This is a genomic window from Mesorhizobium sp. M0854, assembly GCF_040319815.1.
Taxonomy (GTDB): domain Bacteria; phylum Pseudomonadota; class Alphaproteobacteria; order Rhizobiales; family Rhizobiaceae; genus Mesorhizobium.
This window is the reverse complement of sequence record NZ_JAMYOL010000006.1, coordinates 204863-221727: the sequence shown is the minus strand read 5'-3', so window position 1 is coordinate 221727 and position 16865 is coordinate 204863. Positions and strand designations below refer to the sequence as shown.

15 protein-coding genes and 3 pseudogenes are annotated in these 16865 nt (G+C 61.0%); 12 read left to right on the top strand and 6 right to left on the bottom strand.

What is annotated here, in order from left to right; all coding sequences use genetic code 11:
• The first annotated feature begins 348 nt into the window (after window positions 1-348).
• Together NKH99_RS13300 and NKH99_RS32730 are read left to right on the top strand one after the other, a co-directional pair.
• The gene (locus NKH99_RS13300; RefSeq protein WP_352617777.1) at window positions 349-984 is read left to right on the top strand and encodes an NAD(P)H-dependent oxidoreductase; all 636 of its coding nucleotides are present in this window, start codon (window positions 349-351) and stop codon (window positions 982-984) included.
• A gap of 96 nt (window positions 985-1080) precedes the next feature.
• Window positions 1081-1245 (top strand): annotated as a pseudogene (locus NKH99_RS32730) (GMP synthase (glutamine-hydrolyzing)); the annotation flags it as partial.
• A gap of 429 nt (window positions 1246-1674) precedes the next feature.
• Here NKH99_RS32730 and NKH99_RS13290 read toward each other — a convergent pair.
• Together NKH99_RS13290 and NKH99_RS13285 are read right to left on the bottom strand one after the other, a co-directional pair.
• Window positions 1675-1902, bottom strand: a pseudogene (locus NKH99_RS13290) (hypothetical protein); the annotation flags it as partial.
• Window positions 1898-2548, bottom strand: coding sequence for a TetR/AcrR family transcriptional regulator (locus tag NKH99_RS13285; RefSeq protein ID WP_353014365.1), 651 nt, complete (start codon window positions 2546-2548; stop codon window positions 1898-1900). The pseudogene NKH99_RS13290 and the gene NKH99_RS13285, both read right to left, overlap by 5 nt.
• Before the next feature lie 285 nt (window positions 2549-2833).
• Here NKH99_RS13285 and NKH99_RS13280 point away from each other — a divergent pair, with 285 nt between their 5' ends.
• Window positions 2834-3727, top strand: coding sequence for an NAD(P)/FAD-dependent oxidoreductase (locus NKH99_RS13280; RefSeq protein ID WP_352612032.1), 894 nt, complete (start codon window positions 2834-2836; stop codon window positions 3725-3727).
• Between the two features lie 731 nt (window positions 3728-4458).
• Here NKH99_RS13280 and NKH99_RS13275 read toward each other — a convergent pair.
• From NKH99_RS13275 to NKH99_RS13260, 4 genes and pseudogenes are all read right to left on the bottom strand, one after another.
• Complete coding sequence (locus NKH99_RS13275) at window positions 4459-5004, bottom strand: dihydrofolate reductase family protein (protein WP_353014364.1); 546 nt, start codon at window positions 5002-5004, stop codon at window positions 4459-4461.
• Window positions 5005-5285: 281 nt separating this feature from the next.
• Window positions 5286-5369: pseudogene (locus NKH99_RS13270) on the bottom strand (dihydrofolate reductase family protein); the annotation flags it as partial.
• Window positions 5370-5536: 167 nt separating this feature from the next.
• Window positions 5537-5998, bottom strand: coding sequence for a N,N-dimethylformamidase beta subunit family domain-containing protein (locus tag NKH99_RS13265; RefSeq protein ID WP_353014363.1), 462 nt, complete (start codon window positions 5996-5998; stop codon window positions 5537-5539).
• Complete coding sequence (locus NKH99_RS13260; RefSeq protein ID WP_353014362.1) at window positions 5961-7604, bottom strand: N,N-dimethylformamidase beta subunit family domain-containing protein; 1644 nt, start codon at window positions 7602-7604, stop codon at window positions 5961-5963. Before NKH99_RS13260 ends, NKH99_RS13265 begins: the two co-directional genes overlap by 38 nt.
• Window positions 7605-7803: 199 nt before the next feature.
• Here NKH99_RS13260 and NKH99_RS13255 point away from each other — a divergent pair, with 199 nt between their 5' ends.
• From NKH99_RS13255 to NKH99_RS13215, 9 genes are all read left to right on the top strand, one after another.
• Window positions 7804-8577 (top strand): SDR family NAD(P)-dependent oxidoreductase, encoded by a 774-nt coding sequence (locus tag NKH99_RS13255; protein ID WP_352473450.1) that lies wholly within the window; start codon window positions 7804-7806, stop codon window positions 8575-8577.
• Window positions 8578-8657: 80 nt separating this feature from the next.
• The gene (gene hisD, locus NKH99_RS13250; protein ID WP_352612040.1) at window positions 8658-9980 is read left to right on the top strand and encodes a histidinol dehydrogenase; all 1323 of its coding nucleotides are present in this window, start codon (window positions 8658-8660) and stop codon (window positions 9978-9980) included.
• 15 nt (window positions 9981-9995) lie between these two features.
• The gene (locus NKH99_RS13245) at window positions 9996-11018 is read left to right on the top strand and encodes a zinc-dependent alcohol dehydrogenase (protein ID WP_352502217.1); all 1023 of its coding nucleotides are present in this window, start codon (window positions 9996-9998) and stop codon (window positions 11016-11018) included.
• 31 nt (window positions 11019-11049) lie between these two features.
• On the top strand, window positions 11050-11781 hold the full coding sequence (gene hutC, locus NKH99_RS13240) for a histidine utilization transcriptional repressor HutC (protein WP_352502138.1): 732 nt from the start codon (window positions 11050-11052) through the stop codon (window positions 11779-11781).
• A 226-nt stretch (window positions 11782-12007) separates the two neighbouring features.
• On the top strand, window positions 12008-13009 hold the full coding sequence (locus NKH99_RS13235; RefSeq protein ID WP_502893732.1) for an ABC transporter substrate-binding protein: 1002 nt from the start codon (window positions 12008-12010) through the stop codon (window positions 13007-13009).
• A 97-nt stretch (window positions 13010-13106) separates the two neighbouring features.
• Window positions 13107-13904: an ABC transporter permease gene (locus NKH99_RS13230; protein WP_502900042.1), complete on the top strand. Its 798-nt coding sequence runs from the start codon at window positions 13107-13109 to the stop codon at window positions 13902-13904.
• Window positions 13905-13914: 10 nt separating this feature from the next.
• Window positions 13915-14697 (top strand): ABC transporter ATP-binding protein, encoded by a 783-nt coding sequence (locus tag NKH99_RS13225; protein WP_352451005.1) that lies wholly within the window; start codon window positions 13915-13917, stop codon window positions 14695-14697.
• A gap of 204 nt (window positions 14698-14901) precedes the next feature.
• Window positions 14902-15303: a YciI family protein gene (locus tag NKH99_RS13220; protein WP_051406115.1), complete on the top strand. Its 402-nt coding sequence runs from the start codon at window positions 14902-14904 to the stop codon at window positions 15301-15303.
• An 86-nt stretch (window positions 15304-15389) separates the two neighbouring features.
• A complete protein-coding gene (locus NKH99_RS13215; RefSeq protein ID WP_353014361.1) occupies window positions 15390-16646 on the top strand; it encodes an RNA polymerase sigma factor in 1257 nt (418 codons plus the stop codon).
• Window positions 16647-16865 lie beyond the last annotated feature (219 nt).

Sequence of the window (16865 nt, the reverse complement as noted above, 5' to 3'; positions counted from 1 at the left end):
TGGTGTTTGAAATCAAGAGCGCAAATTTCTGACGGATCGCAAGAGGGTTCTTCGTCATGCGCAAAGGATTTGCGATAGCCAAATCAGCGAGTTACCATAGCTATGAACCATCGAGTGGGAATGAGGGGGAGTCTTAGCGAGCTGCCGAGAGCAGAGTGGCGGAAGCGATAATACCCCGGCAGATGTAGGCGATTGTCCTTGCATGGTGGCCTCTAGTCCCTCAAGGCGACGAGAAGGGCCATTCTCGGCGTTGAAAAGCAATTGCTCTTTGAAGACTGTGGCGCGTACAGCTATTTCGAAATCCCATGATTGGTATGAGAAGCTTTGCCCGAGCACCGCGCCGCACGAATGATGACGCGCAGCGCAACCAAATTGGGGAGGATTCAAAATATTAGTATGCGATGTTTGATTGTCACGGCTCATCCACTCAATCCAAGCCTTTGCCAAACGCTTTCGAACGCAGCTATCGACACCCTGGTGGATGCGAAGCACCAGTGCCGACATGTTGATCTGTATCGATCTGGCTTCTTCCCGGCTCTTACACCGGCGGAGCGTGCGAGCTACTATTCCGGATTCGAGACCACAGAGGTAGCTAAAGAGATTGAGGATCTTCTCTGGGCCGAGACTATCGTCTTGATTTTTCCCACGTGGTGGTTCGGACCTCCAGCTATATTGAAGGGCTGGTTCGACAGGGTATGGGTGCCTGGTATTGCATACGATCACGCAGCCGATCTTGGTGCCATACAACCGCGACTTCACCAGTTAAGGAAGGTGGTTGCAATAACAACTTTGGGCTCACCTTGGTGGGTCGATTGGCTGATCCTCAGGCGGCCAATGCGGCGTGTTCTCAAGACAGCTATTCTGAATACCTGTGCTCCTCAAGCCTCGCTTACGTTCCTTTCATTTTACAAGGTTGAAAGTCTGCCTAGGCAAGGCGTCGATGCTGCGATAAATCGCATTAGATCAATGCTACAGCGTCTATAGCTAAGCCCCGTCACAATGCTCCTTTTCCTTGAAGGGCGCACGTAGAGCAATGCCCGTGGGGACAGCGCGGCTCGTGACCGCTGCCCTTATCGGTATGTACGCGCATCACCATCGGTAGATGGCAGCACCGCGGATATCTACCGTCACGAGATGGCATGCCTGGGCGCAGCCGCCACCGGCATCATCAACGAGGTGCGCGGCATCAACCGCGTCGTCTATGACGTGACGAGCAAACCGCCAGGCACAATCGAGTGGGAGTGAGGGAAACGGCGATGATAGGCGGCTCTAGCGTAGAATTTCGCAGAAAATACAATGATTTGCGGGCAGAGAAGACTGCTAGCCAGGGCACATTATCAATGGAATTGACAAACCTATCAAATCATTGAAATCGTTAAGTTTATCGGAGCGCCTGGCGCGGCTCGCAGCTTGTAGCAGATCACTCTGACGGTACTTTTGACGGTGTTTTTCGTATCCGACAGAGCATTCTAAAAAGTACCGTCATTCGTTTTTAGGGTTTGACGGTACTTTTTCTGTGTGTCAACGCTTTGAAATATATAACGAAAATGCCCCGTAGCATGACATTTCCGCGCTGACGGTACTTTAGTTATCGACATACATAGTTTCAGCTTTGGCTGCGGTACCGATCGATGTTCCGGACCCGATCGCATATCGTCGGATGGCACCGTCGCATCACCTATCAAATGTTGTCCCGACTGCTGCCGGATCTGCGATGGAGAGAAGCGTCGACCGCATCCAGGCGGGAGCTTGGACCGCGGTAGATGCGAGCGTCTTTTTATCGTTGGGAGAAAGATGAGGTGCCGCGATCTGTGCAAGCTCGGCCGCGCGCGCCGGCCCAATATGACGAAGCGCCTGGACGACGGTCCCGGCCAAGCTGCCCGGAGCAATCAAATGCTTATCCGCCCGCGTGGTCGTTGCCACCGTGCGCGGCGATGAACAGGGCGACGGCCGACCGGCAATAGGATTCGATTTCGTTGTCGTCCTCTGCTCTCGCCTCATCGAAGCGTGCGATAATCAGGAGATCGGATCCTTTGAAAAGCGCGGCAAACAAGCGGGCGGACCGGAGAGGATCGGGCACGTTCAGAACCGCCTTCGCGTGCAACTGACGCAACAGGGCCTCGATTTGGGCGATGACATGGGCGGGGCCGGCTTCGTAATGGAGCTTGCTTAACGACCTTTGATTCGTCTTGTCGGCCATGATCATGGCTTCGACACTGCGGACGTCCGAGCTCAACAGCGTGCGAAGCAGGGATGATCCCACCGCCATGAGCTGATCTTCGGCCGAACCGTCGACGCCTTCAAGAAGGGCCTGTGGTGCAAACAACTGATGGCAGCCGGCCGCGATGGCCGCGCTGAACAGCGCCTCCTTGTTCTCGAAGTGCCGATAGATGCTGAGCTTGGATATCTTCGCCCGCTGGGCGACCTTGTCCAATGTCGTCGCTTGAAAACCCAATTCCACAAAGAGTTCGCACGCGGCGTCGACTATCGTTTGGCCAAGCGCCTCGTTGGCGGGCCGGCCGCGCCGGCCCTGGCTGTTTACGGTCACGACAATTCCAGTACTTGACAGTATCCTAATTCTTGCATTACGATACCATGTAGTATCTGAAATGTGCAAGCCAATGGGTAGGTTTCAACCTGTCCTCCAAATCAAGTTTCCCGGGGCGCCCGGCGATATCGAATGCGGCATTGTCCGGCCGGTCAACACAGATGGGCGACTTTCTCGCAGAGGCCGAAGCCCTGCTAGCTGCCGGTGTCGAGCGCGTATCGCTGGACGATATTGCGCGCCAGGCCCAGCCCAACCCCCTCCATCGACAACACGGAGCTTATCACCATGGATGACGTCATCATCATCGGCGGCAGCTTTGCCGGTCTCGCCGGCGCCCTGCAGCTCGGCCGTGCCCGCCGCAAGGTCACAGTTCTCGATACCGGCCTGCCGCGCAATCGCTTCGCCGGCCACTCGCATGGCCTGCTCGGTCACGATCACAAGCCACCGCTGGACATCCTGGCCGAGGCGCGGCAGCAGCTGGCGCGTTATCCCACGATCAGGCTGGTCAGTGCCCGGGCCGACAGCGTCTCCGGCGCCATCGACGATTTCTCCGTCCTCACTGGCGATGGCGAAAGCCTTGGGGCGCGGCGCCTGATCCTGAGCTATGGCGTCGCCGACCAGATGCCTGATGTTCCGGGCTTTGCCGAAAGCTGGGGCACGTCCATCGTACCCTGCCCCTATTGCGACGGCTTTGAAGCCGCCGGCCAGCATTGGGGCCTCGTCTGGTCCGGCCCGCAGTCGCACAATTATGTCAGGCTGTACCACGATTGGACCGACACGTTGACGCTCTTCGCCGATGGTCACGACATTCCACCCGATATCCGGGCCGATCTGGCGCGCCGCAACATACCTGTCGTCGATGGCCGGATCACCGAGATCGCCCATCACGGGGGCCATATCGCCACCGTCAATCTCGATACCGGCCGCAATGTCGCGGTCGACATCCTGTTCGCCCATCCGCGCAACAAGCCGTCCGCAAGCCTGCATGAATCACTGGGCCTCGCCACGGTCGATACGCCCCTCGGCATCGCCCTCAAGGTCGACGAGCGCCGCGAAACTAGCATTCCCGGCATCTACGCCGCCGGCGACCTCGCCAACCCCCTCATGGCCTCGGTCACCCTGGCAACATCGCATGGCGCGACGGCGGGTATCTCCGCCCAGCAGTCGATGCTGGTTTGAGAGCACAGATTCCCTTCTCCGGTTGCCGCGGGCTATCATATTCTGAAGGTTGCGGGCCGGTGCCACGGAACGCGGGGCCCCTCTCCCCTGAGGGACGTCTTTGGCCGGTCAGCCGTCTCGAAGGGGCAGTTGAGCAAAACGATTCCTAGGCTCAGGCCGGTCCGCAAACGGTCCCAAAAAGACCCACAGGCTTTCCACAGGTTATTCAACCTCCCCCGGCCCCCTCCGGGAAGAAGTTCAGCAAGTGGAGGGCGCGACATTGCACCTTGAACCATGCTGTCGCGTCCTCGGAGCGGGTGGGTCTTGAGGTGTCCAGTTTATGCTGCCGGGAGTGCCCAGTTTGCACTGCCAGCGGTGTCCAGTTCACCTACAAACGGAGAGGGATGGCGCTTGGATGACGCTGCCGCGGCGGGTCGCGTTGTGGCGCGCTGTGCTATGAAAGTTAGTGACGGTACTTTCTTGGTTCGCTGTGAAACCCACCTGAGTTGCCCAAAGTGGGTCGGGAAAAGGCGATCGACTTCGATAGATGCCGAAACCGCACAAAAAATTTTCGTGCTATTTTTCCATTTGAAATCAAGACTGTAACGTTTTGACGGCCCATGGGTCGGCTTCTTGCGCGGCAACGAATAAAAAACCTAGCTATATCAATGGCCTAACTAGATTTGGAACAATCGAGTAGGAATGAGCTCAAATTCGGTCCGACGGACGTTAGGGTGTCGGGTGGGTTGTGATCAGGCGGGAACGTACGTCACTCTGATCGCGTCCTCGCCAACCCGGTCGCTGGCCACGAGACGCAGCGGCGGCCGCGGGCCGGCGAAGAATGGCTTGCCGCGACCAAGCACGATGGGACGGAAGTAGAGCCGGTACTCATCGACAAGGCCAAGCTCGGTCAGACTACCCGCAAGCTCCGGTCCGGCGACTTCGATCTCGCCCTCGTGTTCGGCTTTAAGCGCCCTAACGAACCCTTTGAGATCGTCGTCCACCAGCGTCGCGTTCGGCCCGACCGACTTCAGGGTGCGAGAGACGACCCATTTCGGCTGCGCCCGCCAGGCCGCCGCAAAGTCGCGCCCGACCTGGTCCTGTCCTGGCTGACCCTCGTCCCAATAGCGCATTACCTCGTACATGCGCCGGCCGTAGAGGCTGCCGGCGATCCCGCGCACATGGGCGTTGAAGTGGCGATGGAGCGCCACGCCCGGCATCGGCAGCCCGGGCTCGCCCTCGGCGCCAGCGACATAGCCGTCGAGCGACTGCATCATTCCGAACACAAGCTTCGCCATGCACAGGCTCCTATCGATCGACGACGATCCGAAGGGATCGCATTCATTTATACCTCGCCCTTACTTCGTCGGTTCGTTGGCTGCACACATTCTCTGACCTGTTCACGTTGGCCGGTAAATCTGCGCCACCGCGGCCCCCGGAAAGGCTTTCGAGCTCACCAGCTTGAGAGACATCGGCGCGGCGAGTTCGGAGAACAGCGGCAGGCCTTTGCCCAGCGCCACGGGGCCACCATCAGGGCGAGCTGGTCGACCAGTCCTTGGGCGACGAGACTGCGGGCGAAGCTCACTCCGCCGTGGGCGATGATCGGCTTGCCCTCTTGGGCTTTCAACTTCGCGACTTCCTCCGCCAAGTCACCGCTCGCCACATAGGCCTCCGCCCAACTTTCACCACCGGGCTGCAATTTCGCCGGCTGGTTGCGGCTGAGGCAACTGCCGTCCGCCAGGTGGCGAGAGGCATGTGAGACGAAGCCGGTGCACGCCGACTGATTTGATTTCCCAAGACCGGATACGGGTCTTTCCGTAACGGCGCCAATCAGCTTATCGATTTTTCTCGGCCTGGTTCTCCTTTCGTCGCACCGAGGCGGGTAAGCAGATTGAGCGTGATCCTGCCGACATCGTTCATGGCGCCTGCGGCTGGCAGCGCGCCGCACCAGGCAACCGAGCTTGCGGAAAAGATCAAGCCGCCTGCTGCGAGCTTTCGCAGGGTCATTTCGGCGCAGCGGCGGGCGATGCGTTGCTTATCCCCGCCCTCATACCAGCGCGTCGGATCCTGGAAGAAGCTGTCGGGAAATCCCGTCGCCCGCGCGATCACGACGGTGTCAGCGGAAGTGCCGAGGGCTGGATACGTCGCATCCACTTCGTAGCCCGCGGCACCGCCCAGCACCATGCCGTCGGTGCCGAAGGTCGCATTTTCAACGCCTTCGAACAGCCATGCGCATCCTGCTTCATGGCTTTCCTCAGTGCGCGTGAAGGGGCGTGCGCCATCGAAACCCATCAATGAGATTTGCACCGCCGATCAGCGAGAATTCGCCTCGGCCGCGGCAGCGGAGATAGCCGCCTGGTTCGTTGGTGATCGACAGCGCCTGTTCGGCGACAGGGCCGTCCCAGGTGCGGCCGGCCTCCAGCGGCGAGCGCCGCAACTCCATCAGGTCGTCCTTGAAAGCCACAGTGGCAGCAAAGCCGTTTCCGCCGAGATAGGCGATGCTGCCGCCTTCGGCTACAAACTGCCGCAGCGCCTGCTCCATCTCGATCGACATATATTCGGGATGACTGCCGGTGACGACGGCTTGATGTCGACGCAAACCGTCTATGCCGCATTCGTGCAAATCGTGATCGGTCATGACGTCAAACACGATTCCATTGTCGTGGCAGAATCGGAGGAAATGCAGATCGACCGGCAAATTGTGTGGGCAGCCGCAGAGCGGATAATCGTAATCGTCCCTGAGCGTCACTTTCGGCTTTTTGTAGGAGCAGATGGAAACACCGCTAAGGTCGGAATGGTAGTCGTAAAGGGATTTCAGATTGTTGGCGATCGCGAAGCGATGTCCCCGGTCGTCGCCTTTCCATTCATAAAGATGATCCGGGAGATATTCGTCCGCATAAGCGAGATAGGTGGCCGTCGGCACGAGATACAACAGCGGCGACGAAACCTGTGAAGAGGTGACGAAGAACACCACGCGTTCGTAGCCACCCTCCCATTCGGCCTGGAACGCGTAGACGCCTGGGTGTGCGTTTTCGGGGATCGTCACGCGGTGCGAGACCGGCCACTCAAGCGGGCCGATGTCGTCGTCGTGGCAATGGATAGCGTCGTAGTGCGACGGCACCAAGCGAGGCTCGAAGCTCGATCCGTCCCAGCGTGCCGAAGTCACGCAGAAGGCTGGCTGATTGATCACGTCGAGGAGCAACGGATCTGCTCCGCCCGACGTCAGGATCGCCTGCGTTGGTAACAGCGTCGGGAAATCCCAGGCAACAGTCCCCTGTGGGGTGTCGAGCCGGATCGCAGCAAATTTCGCGTTGAGGGTAGGTTCGTGGTTGGTGGCGCTTGCGCCGAAATGGATGCCTTGCGCCTGGAGGTTCCGCGCCGGGCCGGCAAAACCTTCATGGAGTTCGTAAGGCGCGAGACGGTCATGGGATTTGATGCGCAGACGCGATTGATCCTGCCGCAGATCCAACTCGACGGTGAGCCACACACCAGTTGGCGCCTTCTTCTCGACAAGGGTTTCGCCGCCGATTTCCACGACAAATGCGCCGTCGCGGAGGCGCAGCCCGAGGGCGCCTGCTTCCAGGATCGTGCGCGCACCTTCGTTGCGCGTGAGGAACAGCTCGAAACGAATGCCGTGGACGGCTTGTACTTTGGCCAGTTCGCCGGCTCGCACGAACAGGAACGACCCCTGGTCGAAATGCCGATGCCGTGCTTCACCTATCGTTTCGATGGGCCAGGCGAGAAATTCCGGAGCCGGCTTGTCGAGCCGGCAAATTCGTGTGGCCTTTATCGGCCGATCGCATGACAGGCTGAGGTTGATCCGCTGGCCTGCTTTGGCACTCCAGGGGGTGGTATAGCCGACCACGCTCATCGCGTCGTGGTCTACTGCGCGCTTCATCTATCCCCTCCCGATGAACTCCAGATGGGCTGGGGCGAACCGCGTAGACCGGTCCGATGTCGGTCAATGCGCTGCCGCTCTGACAAGCAAAGTTCCGCATGGCGCACTACAGCCATGATGTACATGCTTGTATAGATAAGCTGCATTCGGATAGTCTCGACGCGATCGGTCCAAGCGCGACATTACCAAGGAGGATGACATGCGCAACGCATCTCTCTTCGATCTGTCAGGCAGGAAGGCGCTTGTAACCGGCGCAAGCCGTGGCATCGGGCGCAGCATCGCCGAGGCGCTCAGCGCGGCCGGCGCCGACGTCGCGGTCGCGGCGCGCAGCGTGGCCTCGCTCGAGAAGACGATGGCCGCCATCCGCACCGCCGGCGGGGTCGCGCACGCCGTCGCCCTGGATGTCACCGATGTCGACCGCTGCCGGGCGGCGACAGCCGAGGCCGGCAGCCTGCTCGGAGGTCTCGATATTCTCGTCAACAATGCGGGGGTGGAAGAGGTCCGGCCTTCACTCGATGTCGACGAGGCCTTGTGGGACCGGATTGTCGATACGAATCTCAAAGGCGCCTTCTTCTGCGCCCAAGCCGCCGCGCGGCAGATGAGAGACGCCGGGCGGCCCGGCGTCATTATCAATCTCTGCTCGCTGACCTCCGAGGTTGGGGTTCCCACGGCGGTGCCGTACGGCTCGTCGAAATCAGGCCTCCTCGGCATGACGCGGGCGCTTGCTGCAGAGTGGGCCGATCTCGGGATCCGGGTCAACGCCATTGCGCCTGGCTATTTCAGAACAGCGATGACAGACGTGTTCTACAGCAACGAGGCATGGCAGCAATCGATGCTCGCCAAGATTCCGCAGCGCCGTTTTGGTGATCTCTCGGACCTGCACGGAATCGCGGTGTTCCTCGCTTCGGATGCGGCAGCCTACATAACCGGCCAGTCCATTCCCGTGGATGGAGGCTTTCTCGCATCGATTTGAAGGCTTCAGGGGCCGGAGACGTGTCCCAGAAGTGATCGACAAGCGCTAATCGTAATTGCGTTCTAACAAAAGGAGCCGCCATGTCTGACGTCAGCTTCCACCGCCTGTCATCCCTCAGTGTCGATCAGCGGGCCAGTTTACTGAAACGCGCCGAAGGAGATCTGTCTTCCTTCATCGAAAAGGTCCGTCCAATCATCCAGGCCGTCAAGGATGAAGGTGACGCGGCACTGCTCCGGTTTGCACGCGAACTCGACAAAGCCGATGTTGCCGACGGTGGACTGAAAGTTTCGGAAGCGGAGTTCGACGCGGCATTCGACAAGGTCGACAAGGACGTCGTGGAGAGTATCCGGTTCGGCATTGAGAACATCCGGCATTTCCACGAGGAGCAGCGCCCGGAAACGATGTGGCTCAAGGAAGTTCGGCCGGGCGCCTATGCGGGCGACCGATACACACCGATTGCTTCCGTTGCGCTTTATGTTCCGCGCGGCAAAGGCGCCTTTCCCTCGGTGACGATGATGACCTCGGTTCCGGCGGTGATTGCCGGGGTTCCCCAGATCGCGATCGTGACGCCTGCGACTTCGGATGGTTCCGTCGACGCCGCGACGCTGGTTGCTGCCCGCATCGCCGGCGTGGAGACCGTGTACAAGTGCGGCGGCGCCCATGCGGTCGCCGCCGTCGCCTATGGGACCGAGACTGTGAAGCCTGCCGTCAAGATCGTCGGGCCGGGGAGCCCCTGGGTGGTGGCGGCAAAGAGCGTGTTGTCCCCGATCATCAACACAGGTCTCCCCGCCGGTCCTTCCGAAGCGATCATTTTTGCCGATCACAGCGTCGACGGCGGCCTGGCTGCTCTTGACCTGTTGATCGAGGCCGAGCACGGGCCGGATTCCTCGGCCTACCTGGTGACGCACAGCCGCAAGGTCGCCGAAGCCGCATTGATTGCGATACCGGAACATTGGTCCCGGATGAGCGAACAGCGTGTGGAGTTCTCGCGCGCGGTGCTGACTGGAAGGCGCGGCGGCATCGTGCTGACCGAGTCGCTGGAGGACAGCTACCGGTTCATCAACGACTATGCGCCGGAGCACCTCGAGATTCTGTCAGCGGAGCCATTTGCGCATCTCGGACGTATCACGGAAGCTGCCGAGATCCTCATGGGTCCGCATACGCCGGTGACCCTCGCCAACTTCGTCCTGGGACCCAATGCGGTGCTGCCGACCAGCCGGTGGGCGCGAACCTTTGGACCGCTTTCCGTGACGGATTTCGTCAAGAGATCGTCGGTCGGCTATGTGACCTCGGCGGCCTATCCGGAACTCGCCCTGCATGCCCGCAGGCTCGCCCGCTACGAAGGATTCAGCTCGCATGAGAACGCGGTTTCGGAGATCCGCGATCGCTATCTCGCCGGCTGAGCGGAAACGATGACGATGAGGGCGGCGCGGCTCCATGGACCCGGCGACCTGCGCGTCGAGGATATCGCCGCGCCAGGCGCTCCCGAGCCAGGCTGGGTGAAGCTGAGGGTCGATGCCGCAGGCATTTGCGGTTCCGATCTCCACAACTTCCGCACGGGCCAATGGATAAGCCGATCGCCTTCCACGGCCGGCCATGAGCTGACAGGCACGGTGATTGCCATCGGCGAGGGCGTGGATACCGTCGGTGTTGGCGACCGAGTGGTCGCCGATTCCCGTTTCTGGTGCGGAGAATGCGCGCAATGCCATGCAGGCAAGCGGCATCTTTGCACGTCGCTGGGCTTTGTCGGCGAGATATGTGACGGCGGATTTGCCGAACAGGCGGTCCTGCCCGCACGCCTCCTGCACATCGTCGATGCCGTGCTTGACGAACGGGTCGCGGCGATGGCCGAGCCGCTGGCTGTAGCGTTGCACGCAGTGCGGCGTCTGCCGAAAACGGCCGGTTCCGTTCTTGTCGTCGGCTGCGGGACCATTGGCGGGCTTGCCGCACTGCTGCTTTCCCGGACATTCGCAGGTACCGTGCTCGTCGCCGACCGCAATCAGGGCCGCTGCGCCCGCGTGGCGCGGGTCACCGGCGCCAGCATCGTCGATTTGAACCGGAACGCCATCGCCGCCGCCACCGCGGATGCCCCCTTGCTCGCTGCCGTCGAAGCGACCGGCAGCATCGCAGCACTCGGCCAGTTGCTCGGCGTTCTCGACGCCGGCGGCACCGTTGCGATGGTCGGCATATTCCACGGCCGCCTCGATATCGATCCCAACATCCTGGTTGAACGCGAAATCGCATTGCTGGGATGCCACGCCTTTGCCGATGAGCTTCCCGACGCCATCCGGATGCTCGGCGAATTGACCGAGCCCATGGTCGAACTGATCGACCGGGAGATCGGCCTGGATGATGTTCCCGCAGCCTATAAGCGGTTGTTGGCGGGACAGGGCGATGGCTTGAAAACAATCATCCGGATGCGGTCTGCCGGGCGCGTGTGATTTCCGAACCTTGCCGGAAAGGATTTTTGTAATGATCACTTTGCCCGACACCGCCAGCCCTCTTTACGAGAAGGTCAAGGACTACATCCTGACGAATATCGGAACGGGGCGATGGAGCAAGGACCGCAAGCTGCCGTCCGAAAATGAATTCGTGGCGACACTCGGCGTGTCTCGGATGACGGTCCATCGTGCCTTGCGGGAGTTGACCTCTGCGGGTTTTCTGATCCGGCTCCAGGGCGTCGGCACATTCATCGCGCCGCCTCGACCGCAATCCGCACTGATCGAGATCAACAACATCGCGGCGGAAATTGTCGCGCGGGGAAACAGGCATCGCTCCGAGGTTATCGTCCTCGAAAAGATCACGCCGACAAAGGAGCTCGCGCTTTCGTTTGAGTTTGCAAAGCGCGTGTCGGTCTATCATTCCATCGTCGTCAACTTCGAGAACGACCTGCCTGTGCAACTGGAAGAGCGCTTCGTCAACCCGGGCCTGATACCCGACTATGACAAGCAGGATTTTTCCAAGACAGCGACCTACGACTACCTCATGCAGAAAACCCCCGTGACGGAGGTCGAGCACATCATCTCGGCGACCCCTGCCGATGCCGAGACGGCGCGGTATCTGGGCATCGACGTCGGTAGCTGCTGCCTGTTTCTGCATCGCCGGACATGGACGGGCGCCGTCGTTGCCACGATCAGCAAGCTGACTTACGTTGGCAGCCGCTACTCGCTTGGCAGTCGATATTCTCCATCCAAAAAAACCTGATCGCAGTGAAGCGAATCAGAGTCGGAAGGAGGGGGGCTAACTTGTATATGCATGTATGTATTTAGCCTTGACATCCGCTGTTGCTGACGTTGAAGTATCGTCGCACTTTCGTTGAACGGACAGCTAAGATGCCGAGGCACGGTGCCGCAAGAGCAGAAGCCCGCATTCTCACCAGGCCGGATGTTTGGTTCAAAAAAGCGGCCTGATCATCAAGGGGAACAAGATGATGCGTAACCTAGCAGGACAATTTCGGGCACTCGTTATGGCTGCTGCCGTCGGGTTTGCCCCGGCGGTCTACGCGGCCGACACGACAATTCCGGCGACGCCTGAGGCAGGAACATTCAAGATAGGCATCGAGCCATGGCTTGGCTACGGCCAGTGGCACGTCGCCGAAGCCAAGGGTCTGTTCAAGGCAAACGGGCTGTCCGACGTGCAGATCGTGAACTTCGCCGAGGACAAGGACATCAACGCCGCCCTGGCGAGCGGCCAGCTCGATGCCGCCAACATCGCGACCCACACGGCTATGGGCATGGTTGCGGCCGGCCTGCCGGTGAAGATCGTGCTTCTGCTCGACGTCAGCATGACGGCGGACGCCATGATCGCCGGCAAGGACATCGCCTCCGTCGCCGACCTCAAGGGCAAACAGGTGGCTTTCGAGGAAGGCACGACGAGCGACATCCTGCTCAAATACGCGCTCGCCAAGAACGGCATGTCCATCGCCGATGTCCAGCCGGTTCCAATGCCGGCGGCGGATGCCGGCAGTGCGTTGATCGCCGGCCAGGTCCCGGTCGCGGTTACCTATGAGCCCTATCTCACCGCGGCCAGGGCACAGAACAAGGACGTCAAGCTGCTCTTCACCGCAGGCGAAGATCCCGGCCTGATCAGTGACGTGTTGGTGGTGCGCGATGAGGTGATCAAGTCGCGTCCCGGCCAGGTGCTTGCCATGATCAAAACCTGGGATGCGGCCCTGAAGGCTTACAATGCCGACACGCCCGACGGCCGGGCGATCATCTCCAAGGCGGTTGGTTCGAGCGTCGAAGACCTCAACACCGCCTTTGATGGCGTGCGTTACTATACTCTCGCCGAAAACAAGGATGCGCTGACGGGCGAATTTTCCACCAAGACATTCGCCGATGTCGAGGCAGCCGCCAAGAACGCCGGGCTGCTTCAGGCGGACGTGACGCCGGAGCAGATGATCGACCCGTCATTCGTCAAGGCCGCGAAATGACGAGGGCCGGCTCGCGGTGGTGACGCAAATGTCCGAGCAGCGTGCGACCAAGCCAAGCCCGTCTCACGCAGCGCCGGGGCAGGTGATCAAACAGCCGATGCGCCGTCGCCTATCCTCCGGGTTGGGCGCGCCCATCGCACGCTCGCGCTTCCTGATGATAGCAGTGGCGGTTTTTGCCGGCCTCGGCCTCGCCTGGTGGGCGGCAACGGGGTTGGGGCTGGTAAAGCCGATTTTCCTGCCCTCGCCGGGGAGCGTGGTGACCCAGCTCGGCAAGCTCTCGGGTGACGGCACGCTGTGGCTGGATCTCAGGACCTCAATATACCGTATTTCTGTTGGCTTCCTCATCGCCTCGGCATTGGCGATTCCGATTGGCGTGCTGATCGGCAGCTTCAGGACTTGGGAAGCGGCGATCGAGCCGCTTGTGGATTTCATCCGCTACATGCCTGTGGTCGCTTTCGTGCCCCTTTCCATCCTGTGGTCGGGGACCGGCGATGCCCAGAAGTTCCTGATCATCTTCATCGGCACCTTCTTCCAGCAGGTGCTGATGATCATGGACAATGTGAAGCGGGTTCCCGCTGATTTCATCGGCCTTGGCAGGACGCTCGGCCTGCCGGATCGCAGGATCCTGACGCGCATCGTGGTTCCCAGCGCCTTGCCAGGCATCTGGGATACGTTGCGCATCAGTCTCGGCTGGGCATGGACCTGGCTGGTGTTGGCGGAACTTGTCGCGGCGACATCAGGGCTCGGCTACCGCATCACCGTGTCCCAGCGTTATTTCCAGACAAACACCATCATCGGCTACATCCTGCTGCTGGGCGTGCTTGGCCTCATTACCGACCAGGCTATGAAGGCACTGGGAAAAGTGCTGTTCCGGCAGGAGGGCCACGTGCAATGAGGCCGGGCCGATGAGTTTGCCCAAATTGCGGATCGAGGGTCTCCACAAGAGCTTCGGCACGGGCGCGCGGCGCACGGAAGTGCTGCGCGATATCAATCTCGATCTTGCCGACAACGAGTTCGTCTCGCTGGTGGGCACGTCGGGTTGCGGCAAGAGCACGCTGCTGTCGATCGTTGCCGGACTGCAGGATTTCGACGCGGGAGATCTTGCCATCGATGGCGCGCCGATCCTGCAGCCGGGCCTCGACCGCGGCGTCGTCTTCCAGTCCTACACCCTGCTTCCCTGGCTGACGGCGCAGCAGAACATCGAGTTCGCCCTCAAGGCCGCGGGTCATGATCGCGCGACCTGCCGCAGGATAGCACGCGAGCATCTCGATCTGGTCAAGCTCCCTCACAGCGCCAATCGTTATCCGTCTGAGCTTTCGGGCGGCATGAAGCAACGGGTGGCCATAGCGCGTGCTCTTTCCTATCGACCCAAAATGCTTCTGATGGACGAGCCCTTTGGCGCGCTCGATGCCTTGACCAGGCATCAGATGCAGGAACTCCTGACGCAGATCTGGGAGGAGCACAGGCTCACCGTGCTCTTCGTCACCCATGATGTGGAAGAAGCCGTCTACCTGTCGGACCGCATCGTCGTGATGGGGATCGGCCCGGGACGCATCATGCAGACCTTCAATGTCGATATCGAGCGCCCGCGCCGGGAAGAGGTCATGGAAACCCCGGCCTTCATGGATTTGCAGCGCAGCGTACACAAGGCGATCCGCGAGGCTTCAAAACGTCCCGAAATGGTTTAGGCGGGCCACTCAATTACTTACAATCGGCGACCAGCGTTGCGCCCAATCTCGATATCGCGCCATCGCGATTCCTGACCAGGGGAGCCGCGATCGGCGGCTTCTCCTCAACCTCGAAAAAAATTTGCAGGACAATGTCGATTTCCTAAACTCCGTTCGTCGTTTCGATGCCGGGCCGGTGAGTCCGGCTCAACAAGGAGACAGACGATGCGTGTGATGGTGCTCGTGAAGGCTACCGAGGACAGCGAAAAGGGCTTTGTCCCCACGCCCGAGGCGAAGGAGGCGATGGAGGCGATGGGCAGGTTTAACGACGAGCTGCGCAATGCCGGCATCTTGCTCGACGCCGATGGCCTCAAGCCCTCCTCGCAGGGCAAGCGCGTTGCCTTCGATGGCCCCCGCCGGACGGTCATCGACGGGCCTTTCGCCGAGACCCGCGAACTGGTCGCCGGCTTTTGGCTCTGGGAAGTCAAGGACATGGACGAGGCGGTCGCCTGGGTGAAGCGCTGCCCCAATCCCATGCCGGGACCGAGCGAGATTGAAATCCGGCCGCTGTACGAGATGGCTGATTGGCAATGGGAATCTGACGCCGGAGGTCACGGAAATCCATGACCGGACGCGCGAGAAGCTCAGCGGCAACTGAACCTGTCGGCCGCAACCTGCTTTGCCTTCGTTATGGCTTTGGCCGATAAGGCAGCATGACGGCAGGCGAGACGCAGCAGGCGATCGAGGCGATTTTTCGCATTGAACGGGCCCGGCTCATCGCGGGCCTGGCCCGCCTCGTGCGCAATGTCGATCTTGCAGAGGAACTGGTGCAGGACGCCCTCGTCATAGCCCTATCCGAATGGTCCAGGACCGGCGTTCCGGCCAATCCTGGCGCTTGGCTGATGACAGTCGCCAAACACCGCGCCATCGATGCGATCCGTCGCGACAAGATGCGCGAGCGCAAGCATGAGGAGATCGCGCGGGAGCTGGACGGCGAGTGCGACGGTACGGCCGAGGGAAACGAAATGGCCATGAACAACGATCTTGGCGACGAGCTGCTGGGTCTCATCTTCACAGCCTGCCACCCCATACTTTCGGCCGATGCCCGCGCGGCCCTCACGCTGCGTGTCATCGGCGGCCTGACGACGGACGAGATCGCCCGTGCTTTCCTGTCGAGCGAGGTGACGATCGCCCAGCGCATCGTCCGCGCAAAGAGGACGATCGGAAAGGCCGGGCTCAGCTTCGAAGTGCCGCGCGGCGCCGAGCGTGCGGCGCGTCTGTCCTCGGTGCTGGAGGTCATCTATCTCATCTTCAATGAAGGCTATGCTGCCACGGCAGGCGACGACCTTGTCCGGCCGAGCCTGTGCCTGGAGGCACAACGGCTCGGCCGCATGCTGGCGGGGTTGATGGCCGAGGATGCCGAGGTGTTCGGCCTGCTGGCTCTGATGGAAATCCAGGCATCGCGCCTGCCGGCACGCATCGGGCCGGACGGCGCCCTCTTGACCCTGACCGAGCAAAACCGCGCGCGCTGGGACCAGCTGCTGATCCGCCGAGGCCTTGACGCGCTGGCCCGTGCCGAAGCCCTCGGGGGCGATGGCCCCTATGTGTTGCAGGCCGCGCTTGCAGCCTGTCACGCGCGGGCGCGCACTCCGGCCGACACCGACTGGCTCCGCATCGCAGCGCTCTACGACCGGCTGCGTGCAGTGATGCCCTCGCCGGTGGTCGATCTCAATCGAGCGGTCGCCCACAGCATGGCCTTCGGGCCCGAAGCGGGCCTGCGGCTGGTAGACGAGATTGCCGACGCCGCCGCCTTGCGCAATTATGCGCCATTGCCGGCGGCGAGGGGCGATTTTCTGTTTCGGGCCGGCCGGCTGGCCGAGGCCCGCGCCGAATTCGAGGCTGCGGCCAAGCTCACCCGCAACGTGCGCGAAGCGGCCTTTCTCCTCGCCCGCGCAGACGCTTGTGGTTGACAGCATCGCTCTCCGTGCCCGACGCGCCGCTCGGCAACATCGAAAGCCGCCAGTTCGCTCCCGGCCAGCCCCCTTCAATGAGCGTGATCAGCTCGCAACGCGAAAGGGATTAACGATGCGCAAGCCTTCGTCGAGCGCCATTCCGTGCTGCATGTCCTCTGACCAGAGTGTATCGCAGCCAGCGTGAACCGCCGCGGAGGCGATCATCGCTTCATAGGT